Genomic DNA, 15,188 nt, shown 5'->3' with positions numbered 1-15,188 from the left:
TAGTTAAGTAAGGCTTACCTCACTAACAGAGATCTCGAACCGAAAGGCGGCGCCAATGGTGACGTCCACCGCACTGACACCGACGACGGCCGAGCGGATCCGCAGCGCGTGTGCGCGCGGCGGCGGCGCCATGCTCGCGGTGGAAGGAATCGACCCGGTCGCCACCCCCGTGCATCATCTGCTCGACGACGGCTCGTTGGCCGTCACCGTGCCGGTGGACGGCCCCCTGCCCGCCATGGTGCTCGGCGCCGGCATCGCCGGCGTGCAGGCGGTGCTCGAGCTGACCGACTATGCGCCGCTGGCCCTGCGCGAACCGGTGCGCTCGCTGGTGTGGATCCGCGGCCGCGTGCACCCGGTCCCGGCGGCCGACGTGTCCGCACTGCTCGACCTGATCGCCACCACCGACCCGAACCCTGCGCTGCTGCAGGTCAACAGCGGTGACGGCACCCGCTTCACGCTGCTGCGCCTGGAGATCGAATCCGTCGTGGTGGCCGACTCCACCGGCGCCGAGGCGGTCGATGTCGGCGCTCTGCTGGAGGCCCGCCCGGATCCGTTCTGCGCCATGGAATCGTGCTGGCTGCAGCACATGGAATCGGCGCATCAGGAGGTCGTCGAACGGTTGGCCGCCCGGTTGCCCGCGGCGATGCGCCGCGGCCGGGTCCGACCGCTCGGCCTGGACCGGTACGGGGTGCAGTTGCGCGTCGAAGCCGCCGAGGGCGATCACGACGTCCGGCTGCCGTTCGCCAAACCGGTCGACGACGTCACCGGGCTCAGCCAGGCGATTCGCGTACTGATGGGCTGCCCCTTCATCAACGGCCTACGGGCCCGGCGCCTGGAGCAGCCGGGCGGCTAGCGTATGGCCGGTGAGTGCCCCTGACCGCGAGGACGACGGCGAGCTCACCGCCGCCCGCCGGCGCGCGCTGCGCATCGAGATCGCTGTCGTCCTCGCGGTCACCTTCGGGCTCAGCGCCTACACCGCGCTGCTCAATCTCGTCGAGTCGGTGCTCCTCGGCCTGTCCGGCCAGGTGGTCGCGCTCAACCCGAGGCGGTCGACGTACGACCTCATCGATCTCGGGCTCAACCTGGCCGGGGTGTTCCAGCTCCTGGCCTGGGGCGCGCTCGGCCTCTATCTGCTGTGGCGGGGCGGCCGACGGCTGGCCGACGTCGGACTGGGCCGAATCCAGGTCCGCGGTGACGTCCTCGGCGGCCTCGGGCTGGCCGCGCTGATCGGACTGCCCGGCCTGGCGCTCTACCAGGTGGCGCGGCTGCTCGGGATCAACGCGTCGGTCGAGCCCGCCGAACTGTACGACACCTGGTGGCGGATCCCGGTACTGCTGCTCATCGCCTTCGCCAACGGCTGGGCCGAGGAGATCATCGTCGTCGGCTTCCTGTTGACCCGGTTGCGCCAACTGCGGGTGAACCCGGTCGCGGCCATCGTGGTGTCGAGCCTGCTGCGCGGGGCTTACCACCTGTACCAGGGCTTCGGCGCCGGACTCGGCAACGTGGCGATGGGGCTGGTGTTCGGCCATGCCTGGCAGCGCACCGGCCGGCTGTGGCCGTTGATCATCGCGCATGCGCTGATCGACACCGTCGCGTTCGTCGGATACGCACTGCTCGCCGACCACCTCGGCTGGCTGCGCTGACACCGCTGGGTCAGGACGTACATTGCTGCTGTGGAGCACAACCGGCCGCGGGATTTCCGGCAGCCCCCGCGGCGCGAACCTTCACAGGTGATCCGGCGCGACCCTCGCCACCGGCCGCCTGCGCCGCGGCCCGCCCCGAACTGGCCACCCAATCCGCCGACGCCCCCGCCGCCGCCCGCGTGGGAGCAACGGCTCCCCCCGCCGCCCCCGCCTCCCCCGGTGCGTCCGCCTCCGCCTACGCGTCCCCGGCCGCCGGCCCCGCCGCCGTCACCCCCGGCGCTCACCCGCCGGCCGCGCCGCAAGCGGCGCTGGGGCCGCATCGTGCTCACGGTGCTGCTGGTGCTGCTGCTCACCGTGACGGGTCTGGGCATCTGGGTGGACACCTCGCTGCGCCGCATCCCGGCGCTGGCCGACTATCCCGACCGCCCCGCCGCCGCCCGCGGCACCACCTGGCTGCTGGTCGGCTCGGACAGTCGCGCGGGCCTCGACCCCGAACAACAGGCCGAGTTGGCCACCGGCGGTGAGGTGGGCAACGGGCGCACCGACACGATCATGCTGGTGCATCTGCCCGGTCCCTTCTCCGACGCCCCGACGACGCTGGTGTCGATCCCCCGGGACTCCTACGTGTCGATCCCCGGTTACGGCGAGGACAAGATCAACGCCGCCTTCGCGCTGGGCGGCGCGCCGCTGCTGGCCCAGACCGTCGAGGAGGCCACCGGGCTACACCTCGATCACTACGCCGAGGTGGGTTTCGACGGCTTCGCGGCGCTGGTCGACGCCGTCGGCGGGGTGACGATGTGCCCTGCCGAGCCGATCGACGACCCGCTGGCGGGCATCAACCTGCCCGCGGGGTGCCAGAAGCTCGACGGGCGCACCGCACTGGGCTTCGTGCGCACCCGGGCGACGCCCCGCGCCGATCTGGACCGGATGGTGCATCAGCGCGAGTTCATGTCGGCACTGCTGCACCGCGTCGCCGATCCCTGGGTCCTACTCAACCCGCTGCGCTGGGTTCCGATGGCGCACGCTGTCGGCTCCACACTGACCGTCGACGAGGGCGCACACCTGTGGGATCTGGCCCGGCTCGGCTGGGGGCTGCGCGGTGACGTCACCACGACGACCGTGCCGATCGGGGAGTTCACCGACGGCGCATCCGGGTCGGTCGTCGTCTGGGACAGCGACGCGGCCGCCCGGCTGTTCGGTGCGCTGGCCGATGATTCGGCGGTGCCCGCCGATGTGCTCGACGCCGGGCAGATCCGCTGACCGAGCCCACCGGCCTACCGCTCAGCAAACCCTGGAGTTTCCTGTGCGCACCGTCACAGTAGGACGACCACACTAAGGGAACCCTCGCCTCAATAAGGCTGACCTTCCATGACAATGGGTCCTGACCTGGGTTATTGTCCATCTCATGACGACCTCAGCCGCCGTGGACACCAAATTCCACGCCCTTGTCTCCGACCAGATCCGCAACGAATTCACGGCGTCTCAGCAATACATTGCCATCGCCGCTCACTTCGACGGCGCAGACCTCCCGCAGTTGGCGGAGTTCTTCTACAGCCAAGCGGTCGAGGAGCGCAATCACGCCATGGCGCTCGTGCGGTACCTGATCGACCGGGACGTCGAAGCCGACATTCCCGGCGTCGGCGAGGTGTGCAATCGCTTCGACAGCACGCGCGACGCACTGGCGCTGGCCCTGGACCAGGAGCGCGCCGTCACCGAGCAGGTCAGCCGACTGGCCAGCGTCGCCCGCGAGGAGGGCGACTACCTCGGCGAGCAGTTCATGCAGTGGTTCCTGCGCGAGCAGGTCGAAGAGGTCGCCACGATGACCACGCTGGTGCGCATCGCCGACCGGGCCGGGTCCAACCTCTTCCACCTGGAGGACTTCGTCGCCCGTGAACTGAGCACCGATCGCAGCGACGCCGCCGCGCCGCCGGCCGCGGGCGGCTGGCTGTAGTCACCCGGTAGTCGCCGCCGCGACGACTCAGTCGCGACCCGCCGCCCCGGTCAGACCGTTCTGCAACCAGTCCTTGGTCCGGCCGGGGTGGTTCGTCGCCACCCAGGCGACACCCACGTCGCGGCAGTAGCGGACGTCCTCGTAGTGGTCGACGGTCCAGCAGTACAGCGCGCGGCCCTGCGCGGCTGCCCGGTCGACCAGCTCGGGATGTTCGCGCAACGTCATGATCGACGGGCCGACCGCGGTGGCCCCGACGGTGGTGGCCGCGCTACCGCCCAGATACCGCGAGGTCTCACCGAGCAGCACGGTCGGCAGCATCGGTGCCGCCCGGCGTATCCGCCACACGGCGGCGGCCGAGAAGGACATCACCACCGCGCGGGACAGATCCGCCGAGGCCGGCGCGGCGATACCGTAGCGGTGCAGCAGCGCCAGCACCTTGTTCTCGACGAGGGCGCCGTAGCGCACCGGGTGCTTGGTCTCGATGAACAGCTTCACCGGCCGGTGCCAGTCGAGCACCAGCCGGACCAGATCCTCCAGGGTCAGCAGGTCGGTGACGCCCTGGCTGCCGTCCGGGCGCCAGCTGGCGTGCCAGGAGCCGTAGTCCAGTTCGCGCAGCTGCGCGAGCGTCATCTCGCTGACCAGCCCGCTGCCCGACGAGGTGCGGTCGACCCGCCGGTCGTGCACGCACACCAGGTGGCCGTCCCGCGTCAGCCGGACGTCGCACTCCACGCCGTCGGCGCCCTCCCGCAGGGCCAGGTCGTAAGCCGCAAGCGTGTGTTCGGGCCGGTCGGCCGACGCGCCGCGGTGCGCCACCACGAAGGGATGACCGCCGAGCGTGCCGTCATCCGGTTGCATGCTGCCTATGCTGCCGGGTTCTGGCCGTCGGACTCAACCGCACGCACCGATTCGGGAGCAACCGGCGCCGTGTCGTCGGGCACCATCACCCACCGCTTGACCGGCCGCGAGACCGGCGTGCGCTCGAAGCCGGCGAGCACCTGGTGGGCGAGCAGCAGCGTCGCCAGCGCGATCAGATAGGCCACCGTCGTGGTGACGGTGTTGTCGGCGATCCCCTGCGGATCGGTCGCGAAGCTGGTGGCGATCGAGAAGATCGACACCACGGTGCTGAGCACCCACGCGATCCACCACACCGTGATGGGTCGGCGCAGCACCGAGGACTTGTTCTCCAGCGCGGCCAGTTCGGTGACGAAAACCGGCGCGAAGAACAGGTTGACCAGGGGAATCAGACAGCCCAACCGCAGCTGCCAGACCCCGCGCGGGTCGGGCTGACCGTGATAGGCGTAGGCGGCGCCCCGCCGGGCGATCAGCCAGTTTGTCAGGACGATGATGCTGCCGACCACCAGGAACAGCGACAGCACGCTCAGCGCCAGGGGCAGCCAGGTCGCCGCCCCGGCGAGGAACGGGTTCAGCAGCACGGTGCGGTTGACGAGCAGGAGGGCGTAGCGCACCGCATGCATCAGGGCGGTGGCTCCGAGCACTCCCATGGTGACCATCAGCGTGGCCCGGGCGACGGCGCCCGACGGACCGCTGTAGGTCTGCGGCGCGGTGTCCGCGCGGGTCTCGAAGTGCTCGACCAGCCCCCAGCGTGGGATCGAGTTGTAGCGCGGGGTCGGGCCCAGCGGGCGGTAGCGCGCCCGTGGGGGTGGCGGGGCACCGGGACGCACGGCGATCCACCGGTAACCGGCGGGCAGCCGTGGCGGCGGCCCCTGGGGACCCGGCCCGGGCCCGGCCCCGACTGCAGCCGAGCGCGGACTCCATTCCGAGGCGGGTGCGTACCCCGACGGCGCCATCAGGGCGCCCTGACAGCGTGGGCACCACTGCCGCTCGCGGTCGCGGACGTTCCACCGCGTTCCACACCGGGAACACACCTGGATCATGCGATCACCCTAGCCGCGCCTCAGACCGATCCCTGGTCGCCGCTGTCGGTGACGACGGGCCGGCCGGCGCCCGCCCAGGACAACATCCCGCCGCTGACGTTGGCCGCACGGTATCCGTGACGCACCAGGTATTCCGCGACCCGCTGTGAGCGCCCGCCGCCATGGCACACCACGAAGTAATCGGTGTCGGCCGACAGCTCGCCGAGGCGCGCCGGTACCTCCCCCATCGGCACGTGCGTCGCGTCCGGGGCATGCCCGCGCAACCATTCGTCGGGTTCGCGGACGTCCAGCAGGACCTGCGACTCGTCGAACGCACCCGGCAGTTCGTTCACCCCCACCTGGGGGACTTCGACGTCGTCCATGGATCCATGCTGTCACGGCCGCCCGAGTGTGCGCACAACGCCGGGGCAGCAATCGAGCGGTTATCCACAGTTTCCACAGGTTCATCCACAGGCCGATGGCCGTGCGCACCGGATTTGCGCCGGTAAGACTGTGCGCTTGCTGAGTGAAATTGTGGATAACTGGGCGTCGACTGGGTGCCTCCGGCAACCACCTCGGCCAGGCCGAGCTAACCGCGGCGCGCACCGTGGGCCGGCTGACGTCGCGTCCGTCGGAACCGGTTCCCGGGCAGCAGGCCCGCGCCGTCGGCGCCGTCGCGGCACGGGTCCGCCGAGTGTCACCCGCACCGGAGTCGGCCCTCTGCGCGGTCGGCCCGCGCGCCGTCCGACGGACGCGGAATCTCGTCGAGCAGTGGTGCGGCCGGCCGGACCCGGCCGCACCGCCCGACGCGCGGCTCACGCGGTCGGAGCCGATCCGGGCGACCGATTTCGCGGCGCGCGCCGAACGCGTTATGATCACGGTCACACGGGGGCAGTTGTGACAGATCTCACCGGGGGTGGAGCGTGAACATGCAGGTCAGGGGTTGGTGATGGCGGCCCATCCGCTCGGTTCTGGGTCCGCGATGCCGCCCTCTGAGTGGCAGTCCTCGGCGAACGTCTACACCCATAGCCAGTTGATCGCCTGCCTGCGTGCCGGCGTCATCGCGTTGGTGCTGCTGGGGATTCTCGCGTTGATCATCCTGTTCTGAATCCGCCGAGTCGGGTACTGATGTGCTAGCACCGCGCGTCCTTGCGGTGCGCGCTGCGATGGAGCAAGGTTGACCTCGAGGTCGAGGACGTCGAGCTCCCATCGATCACCTGACGGAAGGAACCCTGTGGCTGAATACACCTTGCCGGACCTTGACTACGACTACGGTGCGCTGGAACCCCACATCTCGGGGCAGATCAACGAGCTGCACCACAGCAAACACCACGCCACCTACGTGAAGGGCGCCAACGACGCGCTCGCCAAGCTCGAGGAGGCCCGGTCGAACGGGGACCACTCGTCGATCTTCCTCAACGAGAAGAATCTGGCGTTCCACCTCGGCGGGCATGTCAACCACACGATCTGGTGGAAGAACCTCTCACCCAACGGTGGTGACAAGCCGACCGGTGAGTTGGCCGCCGCCATCGACGACGCCTTCGGCTCGTTCGACAATTTCCGGGCCCAGTTCACCGCCGCGGCCAACGGCCTGCAGGGCTCCGGCTGGGCGGTCCTCGGCTACGACACGCTGGGCCAGAAGCTGCTCACGTTCCAGCTGTTCGATCAGCAGGGCAACGTGCCGCTCGGCATCATCCCGCTGCTGCAGGTCGACATGTGGGAGCACGCGTACTACCTGCAGTACAAGAACGTGAAGGCGGACTACGTCAAGGCGTTCTGGAACGTCGTCAACTGGGAGGACGTGCAGAGCCGCTTCACCAAGGCCACCAGTTCGGCCAGCGGCATCATCGCCGGCTGACACCGGTAACGGACACCAGAGGCGCCGCGCGGATTCCGCGCGGCGCCTCGTCTGTCGTTGGCACTCGTGTCGTCTTGCGTGCCAGTGCCGCCCTACCGCATGCTGTTCGGCACGACCCACAGTCGTGTCGGGGCAGTCGAACGCGAGGTCCGGAGGCGTCATGGACATGGGCGGTCGGGCGATAGAGATCGCCCCGTTTCACTCCCGCGGGTCACTCAAGGGGTTCGTGGTGTCCGGGCGCTGGCCCGATTCCACCAAGGAGTGGGCCCAGCTGCTGATGGCCACCGTGCGGGTGGCCTCCCTGCCGGGGCTGCTGGCCACCACCACCATTTTCGGGGTCCGCGAGGAACTGCCCGATGAGCCGGAGCCCGGAACCGTCGGCCTGGTCCTCGCCGAGGGCACTGTCGTCGGCGATGCGGCGGTACCACCGGGTTACTTCGCCGAGCGCCAGCCGCCCGCACTGCTGATGCTCCACCCGCCGTCGGAGACCACCCCGTCGCTGCCGGAGTGCTCGGGCGCGGCGTCGGGATGTGTCCTGCTGCCGGGGCTTCCCCACCTGGGGCTCGAACACCGCGCGGCATGGGTGGAAGCCGAATCCGACGGCACGGTGACATCCATGGTCTCCCGGGTGGGCGTCGACCCCATCAGCCACCCCGACACCGCGGTTCTGGCCATGCTGCTGGCCGCCTAAGGACCCTCACCAGCGAAAACTCCGCTATCCGCATCGGAGAACACGGCTACCCGAAACTGCTCAGCGAGGTGGCGATCGCCGATCCGGGCGGCTACAGTCGGGGCGTCAGCGAAGGGGAGTAGCCCCGAATCGCCGTGTCGACATACTGGCGCAAGCCCGGCCGGCGAACCGCACCCTCGGTGGGCGAGACCTTCGACAGAACGCCTGACGCACAGAATCGATGTGCGCAGGCGCCGTGTCGAAAGGTGCCGTGATGCTCGCCGCCGTCCTGGTCAGTCTCGCCGTCGTGTTCGTCGCCGAACTCGGGGACAAATCGCAGCTCATCACGATGACCTATGCGCTGCGGCACCGCTGGTGGGTGGTGCTCTCCGGCGTCGGTCTGGCCGCCATGCTGGTACACGGCCTGTCGGTGACGATCGGCCACTTCCTGGGCCTCACCCTGCCCGAGCGGCCCATCGCATTCGCCGCGGCCATCGCCTTCCTGCTGTTCGCGGTGTGGACGTGGCGTGAGGGTCGTGCCGACGGAGACGCAGACGGTGAGGACGAGGTGCGCGTCGCGGAACCGCGCTTCGTCATCCTCGCGATCATCTCGTCCTTCGTGCTGGCCGAACTCGGCGACAAGACCATGCTCGCCACGGTCGCCCTGGCCAGCGACCGCGATCCCTGGGGCGTCTGGATCGGCGCGACCATCGGGATGGTGCTCGCCGACGGCGTTGCCATTGTCGTCGGGGCAATGTTGCACAAGCGGCTGCCCGAGGGCTTCCTGCACGCGATGGCCAGCGTTCTGTTCCTGCTGTTCGGTCTGTGGATGCTCTTCGACGCCGCGCTCGGGTGGCGCACCGTGGCCGTGGTGGTCACCGGCGGCGCCACGGCGGTCGTGGCGGCGGTGACCATCACCCGATACGTGCGCGCGCGTCGCGGGCGTGGCGCGCCAACGACGGAACGCGATCCGTCGCCGGAACCTGCCTGACCCACCGCTGGCAAATCCGCCCCGGATTCGGCTCGCAGCGCCGAGTCCGATGACGTCCCCGCTCGTCACTGGGCGCTCTGCGCGAGCGCTGCCGAGGCCGCCGATCGACCGCCGACCCCGGCAGCAAACCTCGGAAATCGTCTGTGCGCGTGCGCTTCGCGGCAGCCGGCGCCGCGGATGGCATTGCTGGGAGCCCTGCGCGAAGGACCGCAGCACAGGTTATGCTACGCAAGCGTCAGATTTGCCTTGCGATACCGCCGGTCCCGTTCCGCCAACGGCTGAAACCCCTTTAACGTGCGGTTACAGCGGGTTCCGACGCGGTGGTGACGCAACATTTCGGTGGTTTGCACTTGGTTGTGAGGACAACTGTCGCTACGATGGTCAGCAAATCAGCCGACTATTTAGCCCGGTCTTCAAGCATATGGAGGTCTATTCGATGAGCACGACGTTCGCCGCTCGGCTGAATCGCCTGTTCGACGTGGTCTACCCCCCCGGCCGCGGGCCGCACACGTCGGCCGAGGTGATCGCGGCGCTGAAGGCCGAGGGCGTGACCATGTCGGCTCCGTACCTCTCGCAGCTGCGCTCGGGCAACCGCACCAATCCCTCGGCGGCAACCATGGCGGCGCTCGCCAACTTCTTCCGGATCCGGCCGGCGTACTTCACCGACGACGAGTACTACGAGAAGCTCGACAAGGAGCTGACGTGGTTGGCCGGCATGCGCGACGAGGGTGTGCGGCGGATCGCCGCGCGGACCATCGGACTGTCCCCGGAAGCTCAGCGCGATATCGCCCAGCGGGTCGACGAGTTGCGCGCCAAAGAACACCTGGACGACTAGGTCGTAGCGGCTCCGGCGAAGTACCCCCCCTTTGCCGCGTCGAGGTGGGGCGCCGTCAGCCGGACACCCCGGCGCGATCACGCGAGAGATCGCCGTACCGCTGGGCGATGGACAGGATCCACTCGCGGTCCGAACAGGTCGCCGGCTGACGCATCCAGCCCAGCCCCGGGAAGTCGCGTCGTCGCAGGACCCAGCGGGCGACCTCCGTCGCCTGCTGCTCAGGCGTGGCCGGCGGATGCTGGGCCACCGTCGCCCGGTCTTGAGCGCCGGTCGCCTCCAGGAACAGAGCGTCGGAGACCAGCGAGATCTTCTCCGCGACGCGGAACACCCGCGGGCCGCGCGGCCGCACCGCCACGCGCACCGCGGGATGCCGACGGCCGAGCTCATCGAGGATCGGGGTGATCAGCGCCAACTCCCGGCCGGCTGCGAACCAGTCTTCGACGCCGGGCAGCAGCGCGCCGACCGCGACGACCACCATCCCGGCGCCGAGCAGCGTCGCGTCCAGACCGGACAACCGCGAGGGTCCGCCGATGGCCACCCGGATCAGCAACCCGGCGCCGACCAGCAGCATGAGGCTGATCCCGGCCGTGAAGACGAACAGCGCCCGGCCGCGACGGCTCCGGTTCGAGTGGCGCAGCCCACCCCAGGCCACCAGCGACAGCGCCGCGACCAGGTAGCTCAGCGTCAGCAGCCCAGCGGGTCCGGTGACGGGGGGAAGCAGATCCTCCGACGCGGCCGACGGTGCGGATCCGGAGAGGACGAACGCGGACACACCGGTCGCCGCCACGACGGCGGCAACCGCGTAGTGGGCAGCGGCGAGCCGGCCATTGGTCGTCGAGGAGCGGCGGGAGGTGACCGACGTGATCATCACGCAACTGCCCGCCGCGGCCGCGATGAGCGCCACTTGGCTGCCCACCACTGCGCTGTGCGGCCGGCCGAGGACCGCGTCCACCAGCAGCGCCAGGGGCGGCCAATGCAGCGCGGCCGCGGCACCGAGGCCACCCAGGCTGAGGATCATCGCGGTGTTGACCACCGACTGCTCGTTGGCCAGCGACCAGCCGATCCGCATCCCGCTCACCAGACCCAGCAGCCCGGCGATCGCCCAGATCATCATCCGAAAGCCTCACCCAGACGCACCTGGACGATCGACGACCGGTCCGACCGCGACCGGCCGAGCCGGTAGATCAGCAGCGCCGCGAAGTCCTCGGCCTGCTGTTCGGCGTCCGCCCCGCTGGGGCTCAGGCACCCGGTGCGCTGGTGGAGCATGTACTTGATCAACTCCGGACTGGCGATCTCGGTGTTGTCGTGCGCCGCCTCGACCACGTGGATGCCCTCGTGCCCGAGCACCAGGTGACCGAGTTCGTGGGCGAGGGTCCGGTCCCAGGCCGGCAGCCCGTGCTGGATCAGGAACACGTCCCGGTCGGTGTACTGGCGCCACTGCCCGCAGACCCCCGGCGGGAGCGGGGCGGTGCTGAGTTCGATCGGCCGCCCGCGGCCGGCACCGACGGCCGCGACCAGCGCGGGCAGCGAGACCTCGCCGCGGCGGGGAGCGAGGTCCAGCACCGCGCTCACCGCGCGGGCCACGTGGCGTTGCGCGGGCACGTCAGCCACCGTCCAGGAATCGGTCCGGGTTCGCGCTGCGCGGCGTCCGCCCGGCCTTGGCCTGCCGGTAACCGAGCAGTACACCCAGACCGGTCAGCGCCAGCAGTCCGATCGTGCCGGGCAGGGCCGCGGCGGCTGTCGACGAGGTGACCGCAGGTGCCGCGTGCGAACCGGTCAGGACCAGCGCGGCGGGCAGCAGGAGTCCCGACCCGGCGATGCGCATCGGTGGAACCACGCCGTCACCACCCCCGTATGCGGCCGACCGACATATTTGCCGTCCCGTCGATTCTGACACAGCGCACCACCGGTATTTGCTGATAACGGCAGGACAACCGGGCCACGCGGCCGCTGGCTGCGCCGCCCCGCTAGGGTTGTCCTGCATCGAGGCGCCGTGGATGGCGCAAGGACGAGGAGCGGGTATGGGTCTGTTCAAGCGACGCAAAAGCCGCGCCACCCGCCGCGCCGAGGCCCGCGCGATCAAGGCCAAGGCGAAGCTGGAGGCCCGGCTGTCGGCCAGAAACGAGGCCCGTCGCTACAAGGCTGCGCAGAAGGCGGACAACAAGGCGCTCAAAGCGCAGCTGCGCGCGCTGCGGGAGAGCGACCGCACCGCACTGCGGATCGCCGAGACCGAGCTGCGGGCGGCACGCGAGGGAAAGCTCTTCAGCCCCGGCAAGATCCGGCGCGCCCTCACCGTCGCCCGGCTGATCGCCCCGATCGCCGTGCCGCTGGTGTACCGGGCGTCGATCGCGGCCCGCGGCATCGTCGACGAGCGCCGCGCCGACCGGCTCGGGGTGCCGCTCAGTCAGCTCGGCCAATTCTCCGGCCCCGGCGCAGAACTCTCGGCGCGGATCTCGGGCGCCGAACATTCGCTGCGACTGGTCGCCGAGAAGAAGCCGAAGGACGCCGAGACCAAGCAGTTCGTCGGCGCGATCACCGACCGGCTCACCGATCTCGCCGCCGCAGTCACCGCGGCGGAGAACATGCCGACCGCGCGACGCCGCGCCGCCCACGCGGCGATCGCAACACAGCTCGACGGTATCGACGCCGACCTGATGGCGCGCCTCGGCGTCGTCTGATCAGCGGTGTCCGGCCCGACGCGTGATCCCGCAGCGCTGCTGCGGGGGCTGGCGACGGCCGGTCTGACAGCGACGCTGGCCGCCGTCGCCCATACCGCCGCCAGTGGCGAGGTGACCGCGGGTGCGCCGGCCGCGGGCGTGGCGGTGGTGGCCGCGACGGTCGGCGGGCTGGCGGCGCTGCTGCGCGGTGCGGACCGGATGCCGGTGCTGTTCGTCCTGCTCGCTGCCGGGCAACTCAGCGGGCACCTGATTCTGGCCGCCGCCGGGCACACCCACCCCGCCGCCGCTTCCCCCGCGGCGATGCTGGCGACGCACGCCGTGGCCGTGGCGGTGGGAGCTGCGCTGATCACGGCCGGTGGTCGGTTGTGCGCGGCGCTCAGCCGAGCCGTACGGGTCGCGGTGCGCCTCACCGGTCCGTGCCCGGCGGACGCGGTCGCCACGCAACTGCTGCCGAACACCACGGCGGCGGTACAGATTCGGTCGATGCCGGCCGGCCCGCTGACCCGTCGCGGTCCACCGATCGGCGCCGCGCGCTGACCCATCGACCACACTCCTGTAACGAAAGACATTCTCATGCAACCCATTTCCGGGGTACTTCAGCGTGCCCTGATCGCCACGGCGGCGGTGGCGGCCACCGCGCTGGCGGCGGCAGCACCGGCAGCCGCCCATGTGCACGTCGACGCCGCCGATCCGGCACCCGGCGCCACCTCCGTCCTGACCTTTCGCGTGCCGGGAGAGTCCGACACCGGTGCGCTGACCACCGGGCTGAGCGTCACCCTGCCCGACGTGGCCTCCGCGCGCACCGAGCTCATGCCGGGCTGGACGTCGCGGCTGGACCGCGATGTCGCCGCAGGCACCGTGCGCTCGGTGACCTGGACGGCGGCTCCGGGCACCGGTATCTCGTCGGACCAGTTCGCGCTGTTCCGGGTGTCGGTCACCCTTCCCGAGGGCACGGACACCGTGAGCTTCCCGGCCACTCAGACCTATTCGGACGGTTCGGTGGTGCGGTGGGACGAGGCCCCGCTGCCCGAGGGCGGCGAACCCGAGCATCCGGCACCGACGCTGCAGCTGTCGGGCGACGCCGGACCGGACCACGGCGGGCAGGCCGACCACGCGGTGGGCGCGACGGCCGAGGCGGCGCCCGCGGCGGCCGGTGACGCCACGGCGCGCTGGCTGGCCGGAGCGGCGCTGGTCCTGGCGGCGGTCGCGGTCGTGGTGGGCCTGCTGGGCCGGCGGCGATCGTGAAGCGGCTGTTGATCGCGTTGACCGCCGTCGCCTTCGTCGTCCTCCCGGTGCTCAGCGCCGGCCCGGCATCGGCGCACGCCACCCGTATCGCCACCGATCCGGCCGACAACGCCGCGCTGGCGCAGTCCCCCGGCCGGGTCAGCGCCACGTTCAACGAGGCGATGCAGGACGCGTTCGCCGCGATGACCGTGGTGGGCCCGGACGGCAACCTGTGGTCGGACGGGGAGCCGCAGGTACAGGGGGCGGTGGTCTCCGTCGCCGTTCGGCCACTCGGTCCTGCCGGCCGCTACACCGTGAACTACCGCGCCACCTCGGCTGACGGACACGTCGTCTCGGGTTCGTGGGGTTTCCAGCTCACCACGGGCGGGACCGGCACACCGGGGCCGTCGGCCTCGTCGCCGGCACCGAGTACCGGATCCGGGGGGCCGCCGGTGTGGCCGTTCGTGGTGGCCGCGTGTCTGGTCGTCGGAGCTGGGGCCTGGTGGGCGGCGCGCCGCCGCACGTGAGCGGCGCCCAGTGGCGGGCCGTCGGCGGCGGGGTGGTCGTCGTGGCGGGCGCCGCCCTGCTCGCCTGGGCGCTGGCTCACCCGCAGATCTCGCCGGCAGCGGCCACCATCCGGGCCATGGCCGACTGTGCGGCCGCCGTGACGCTGGGTCTGGCGGTGGTGCCGTTCCTCGATGCGGGACGTCACCGCGCCGAACTGGTCGGCGCCTCGGCGGCGCCGCTGACTCTGGCCGCCGCGGTATGGCTGCTCTCCGAGTCGGTCCGGTTGATCGTCGCGACCGCTCAGGCGGCGGCGCTGCCGGTCGGATCGGTGGGTGTGAGCACCTACGCGCAGTTCATCCTGCACACCGCGGTCGGCCGCGCCGGGGTGATCAGCGCGGTCGCCGCGGCGTCGGTCTGCGGGCTGGCCGTCGCCGCCCCGCGCACCGCCACGATTGCGGTCGGGACCATCGGCGTCGTCGCGGTCGGACTGGTCGCGCACACGCTGACCGGCCACCTGACCGACAGCCCGCTCGGCGGATTGTCGGTGGCGGTGCACGCGCTGGCCGCCGCGCTGTGGTGCGGGACGCTGGCCGCCCTGCTGTTGACCGTCCGGCACCGGGGTCAGTGGGCCCGGGTGCTTCCCCGGTTCTCGCAGCTGGCACTGGTCAGCGTCGGGGTGCTGGTGGCGGCGGGTGTGGCGGCCGGCGTGGCCACCCTCGGCGCCCCCGGTGAACTGGTCGCGACCGGCTACGGACGACTGCTGCTGGCGAAGATCCTGGTGACCGGCGCGCTGACCGCGCTCGCCTGGCGTAACCGCACGCGGTGGCTGCCCGCGGCGCGGGGCCACCGCGCCACCGCCGGTCTGTCCCGGTCCCGGTCGCTGGTCGAGCTGGCGGTCATGGGGGTGGCGTTGACGCTCGGCGCCGCGCTGGCCGTCACGGGGTGACGCACCCGACC

The 15,188-nt window shown here is 71.0% G+C and carries 20 protein-coding genes; 14 read left to right on the top strand and 6 right to left on the bottom strand.

Going from position 1 to position 15,188, the window contains the following annotated elements:
• Window positions 1–55: 55 nt before the first annotated feature.
• The 4 genes from ACN27E_RS19395 to ACN27E_RS19380 all read left to right on the top strand — a co-directional run bounded on the left by ACN27E_RS19395 (window position 56) and on the right by ACN27E_RS19380 (window position 3,594).
• Window positions 56–853, top strand: a complete 798-nt coding sequence (locus ACN27E_RS19395; protein WP_422743898.1) for a DUF2470 domain-containing protein — start codon at window positions 56–58, stop codon at window positions 851–853.
• Window positions 854–863: 10 nt separating this feature from the next.
• Window positions 864–1,643 carry a CPBP family intramembrane glutamic endopeptidase gene (locus ACN27E_RS19390; protein WP_422743897.1) on the top strand — a complete coding sequence of 260 codons (780 nt, stop codon included), beginning with the start codon at window positions 864–866 and terminating at the stop codon, window positions 1,641–1,643.
• Between the two features lie 30 nt (window positions 1,644–1,673).
• Window positions 1,674–2,903 (top strand): LCP family protein, encoded by a 1,230-nt coding sequence (locus tag ACN27E_RS19385; protein ID WP_422743895.1) that lies wholly within the window; start codon window positions 1,674–1,676, stop codon window positions 2,901–2,903.
• A gap of 145 nt (window positions 2,904–3,048) precedes the next feature.
• The gene (locus tag ACN27E_RS19380; protein WP_422743893.1) at window positions 3,049–3,594 is read left to right on the top strand and encodes a ferritin; all 546 of its coding nucleotides are present in this window, start codon (window positions 3,049–3,051) and stop codon (window positions 3,592–3,594) included.
• A 27-nt stretch (window positions 3,595–3,621) separates the two neighbouring features.
• On the opposite strand, the gene ACN27E_RS19375 is transcribed toward ACN27E_RS19380, so the two are convergent.
• Genes ACN27E_RS19375 through ACN27E_RS19365 form a run of 3 tightly spaced genes read right to left on the bottom strand, consistent with a single transcriptional unit; the run spans window position 3,622 to window position 5,851 of the window.
• A complete protein-coding gene (locus ACN27E_RS19375) occupies window positions 3,622–4,449 on the bottom strand; it encodes a glycerophosphodiester phosphodiesterase (RefSeq protein WP_422743892.1) in 828 nt (275 codons plus the stop codon).
• Between the two features lie 5 nt (window positions 4,450–4,454).
• Complete coding sequence (locus ACN27E_RS19370) at window positions 4,455–5,489, bottom strand: DUF4328 domain-containing protein (protein ID WP_422743890.1); 1,035 nt, start codon at window positions 5,487–5,489, stop codon at window positions 4,455–4,457.
• Between the two features lie 20 nt (window positions 5,490–5,509).
• Window positions 5,510–5,851, bottom strand: coding sequence for a rhodanese-like domain-containing protein (locus tag ACN27E_RS19365; protein WP_422743889.1), 342 nt, complete (start codon window positions 5,849–5,851; stop codon window positions 5,510–5,512).
• 599 nt (window positions 5,852–6,450) lie between these two features.
• Between ACN27E_RS19365 and ACN27E_RS19360 the strand changes: the two genes are divergently transcribed.
• The 5 genes from ACN27E_RS19360 to ACN27E_RS19340 all read left to right on the top strand — a co-directional run bounded on the left by ACN27E_RS19360 (window position 6,451) and on the right by ACN27E_RS19340 (window position 9,822).
• Window positions 6,451–6,576, top strand: coding sequence for a hypothetical protein (locus ACN27E_RS19360; protein ID WP_422750195.1), 126 nt, complete (start codon window positions 6,451–6,453; stop codon window positions 6,574–6,576).
• Window positions 6,577–6,702: 126 nt separating this feature from the next.
• Complete coding sequence (locus ACN27E_RS19355; RefSeq protein WP_422743888.1) at window positions 6,703–7,326, top strand: superoxide dismutase; 624 nt, start codon at window positions 6,703–6,705, stop codon at window positions 7,324–7,326.
• Window positions 7,327–7,486: 160 nt separating this feature from the next.
• Window positions 7,487–8,017 (top strand): peptidase, encoded by a 531-nt coding sequence (locus tag ACN27E_RS19350; protein WP_422743886.1) that lies wholly within the window; start codon window positions 7,487–7,489, stop codon window positions 8,015–8,017.
• A gap of 253 nt (window positions 8,018–8,270) precedes the next feature.
• Entirely contained in the window at window positions 8,271–8,987 is a 717-nt protein-coding gene (locus ACN27E_RS19345) for a TMEM165/GDT1 family protein (RefSeq protein WP_422743884.1), read from the top strand.
• A gap of 436 nt (window positions 8,988–9,423) precedes the next feature.
• Window positions 9,424–9,822: a transcriptional regulator gene (locus tag ACN27E_RS19340; RefSeq protein WP_422743882.1), complete on the top strand. Its 399-nt coding sequence runs from the start codon at window positions 9,424–9,426 to the stop codon at window positions 9,820–9,822.
• 55 nt (window positions 9,823–9,877) lie between these two features.
• Here ACN27E_RS19340 and ACN27E_RS19335 read toward each other — a convergent pair whose 3' ends face one another.
• From ACN27E_RS19335 to ACN27E_RS19325, 3 genes are read right to left on the bottom strand one after another with little or no spacing between them, the layout of a single operon-like run.
• Window positions 9,878–10,936, bottom strand: coding sequence for a hypothetical protein (locus tag ACN27E_RS19335; RefSeq protein ID WP_422743880.1), 1,059 nt, complete (start codon window positions 10,934–10,936; stop codon window positions 9,878–9,880).
• The gene (locus tag ACN27E_RS19330) at window positions 10,933–11,424 is read right to left on the bottom strand and encodes an ImmA/IrrE family metallo-endopeptidase (protein ID WP_422743879.1); all 492 of its coding nucleotides are present in this window, start codon (window positions 11,422–11,424) and stop codon (window positions 10,933–10,935) included. The genes ACN27E_RS19335 and ACN27E_RS19330 overlap by 4 nt, the downstream gene beginning before the upstream one ends.
• 1 nt (window position 11,425) lies before the next feature.
• The gene (locus ACN27E_RS19325; protein ID WP_422743877.1) at window positions 11,426–11,659 is read right to left on the bottom strand and encodes a hypothetical protein; all 234 of its coding nucleotides are present in this window, start codon (window positions 11,657–11,659) and stop codon (window positions 11,426–11,428) included.
• Window positions 11,660–11,843: 184 nt separating this feature from the next.
• On the opposite strand from ACN27E_RS19325, the gene ACN27E_RS19320 reads away from it, so the two are divergent.
• Genes ACN27E_RS19320 through ACN27E_RS19300 form a run of 5 tightly spaced genes read left to right on the top strand, consistent with a single transcriptional unit; the run spans window position 11,844 to window position 15,177 of the window.
• On the top strand, window positions 11,844–12,500 hold the full coding sequence (locus tag ACN27E_RS19320) for a DUF6474 family protein (RefSeq protein WP_422743876.1): 657 nt from the start codon (window positions 11,844–11,846) through the stop codon (window positions 12,498–12,500).
• A 6-nt stretch (window positions 12,501–12,506) separates the two neighbouring features.
• Window positions 12,507–13,037 (top strand): hypothetical protein, encoded by a 531-nt coding sequence (locus tag ACN27E_RS19315; RefSeq protein WP_422743874.1) that lies wholly within the window; start codon window positions 12,507–12,509, stop codon window positions 13,035–13,037.
• 36 nt (window positions 13,038–13,073) lie between these two features.
• Entirely contained in the window at window positions 13,074–13,745 is a 672-nt protein-coding gene (locus ACN27E_RS19310; RefSeq protein ID WP_422743873.1) for a YcnI family protein, read from the top strand.
• Window positions 13,742–14,251, top strand: a complete 510-nt coding sequence (locus ACN27E_RS19305) for a copper resistance CopC family protein (RefSeq protein WP_422743871.1) — start codon at window positions 13,742–13,744, stop codon at window positions 14,249–14,251. Before ACN27E_RS19310 ends, ACN27E_RS19305 begins: the two co-directional genes overlap by 4 nt.
• A complete protein-coding gene (locus ACN27E_RS19300; RefSeq protein ID WP_422749984.1) occupies window positions 14,227–15,177 on the top strand; it encodes a CopD family protein in 951 nt (316 codons plus the stop codon). Before ACN27E_RS19305 ends, ACN27E_RS19300 begins: the two co-directional genes overlap by 25 nt.
• Window positions 15,178–15,188: the final 11 nt, after the last annotated feature.

The sequence above is a fragment of the Mycobacterium sp. WMMD1722 genome, assembly GCF_049315205.1.
Classification (GTDB): domain Bacteria; phylum Actinomycetota; class Actinomycetes; order Mycobacteriales; family Mycobacteriaceae; genus Mycobacterium.
The sequence above is the reverse complement of the archived record's forward strand: the minus strand, read 5'-3'. Positions and strand labels throughout refer to the sequence as shown.

What these genes read in the sequence shown, in the direction of transcription:
- ACN27E_RS19360 (WP_422750195.1), top strand. Translation starts at nt 6,451, where the DNA reads ATGCCGCCCTCTGAGTGGCAGTCCTCGGCGAACGTCTACACCCATAGC.
- ACN27E_RS19310 (WP_422743873.1), top strand. Translation starts at nt 13,074, where the DNA reads ATGCAACCCATTTCCGGGGTACTTCAGCGTGCCCTGATCGCCACGGCG.
- ACN27E_RS19365 (WP_422743889.1), bottom strand. Translation starts at nt 5,851, where the DNA reads ATGGACGACGTCGAAGTCCCCCAGGTGGGGGTGAACGAACTGCCGGGT.
- ACN27E_RS19380 (WP_422743893.1), top strand. Translation starts at nt 3,049, where the DNA reads ATGACGACCTCAGCCGCCGTGGACACCAAATTCCACGCCCTTGTCTCC.
- ACN27E_RS19395 (WP_422743898.1), top strand. Translation starts at nt 56, where the DNA reads ATGGTGACGTCCACCGCACTGACACCGACGACGGCCGAGCGGATCCGC.
- ACN27E_RS19335 (WP_422743880.1), bottom strand. Translation starts at nt 10,936, where the DNA reads ATGATGATCTGGGCGATCGCCGGGCTGCTGGGTCTGGTGAGCGGGATG.
- ACN27E_RS19340 (WP_422743882.1), top strand. Translation starts at nt 9,424, where the DNA reads ATGAGCACGACGTTCGCCGCTCGGCTGAATCGCCTGTTCGACGTGGTC.
- ACN27E_RS19320 (WP_422743876.1), top strand. Translation starts at nt 11,844, where the DNA reads ATGGGTCTGTTCAAGCGACGCAAAAGCCGCGCCACCCGCCGCGCCGAG.
- ACN27E_RS19370 (WP_422743890.1), bottom strand. Translation starts at nt 5,489, where the DNA reads ATGATCCAGGTGTGTTCCCGGTGTGGAACGCGGTGGAACGTCCGCGAC.
- ACN27E_RS19350 (WP_422743886.1), top strand. Translation starts at nt 7,487, where the DNA reads ATGGACATGGGCGGTCGGGCGATAGAGATCGCCCCGTTTCACTCCCGC.
- ACN27E_RS19375 (WP_422743892.1), bottom strand. Translation starts at nt 4,449, where the DNA reads ATGCAACCGGATGACGGCACGCTCGGCGGTCATCCCTTCGTGGTGGCG.
- ACN27E_RS19345 (WP_422743884.1), top strand. Translation starts at nt 8,271, where the DNA reads ATGCTCGCCGCCGTCCTGGTCAGTCTCGCCGTCGTGTTCGTCGCCGAA.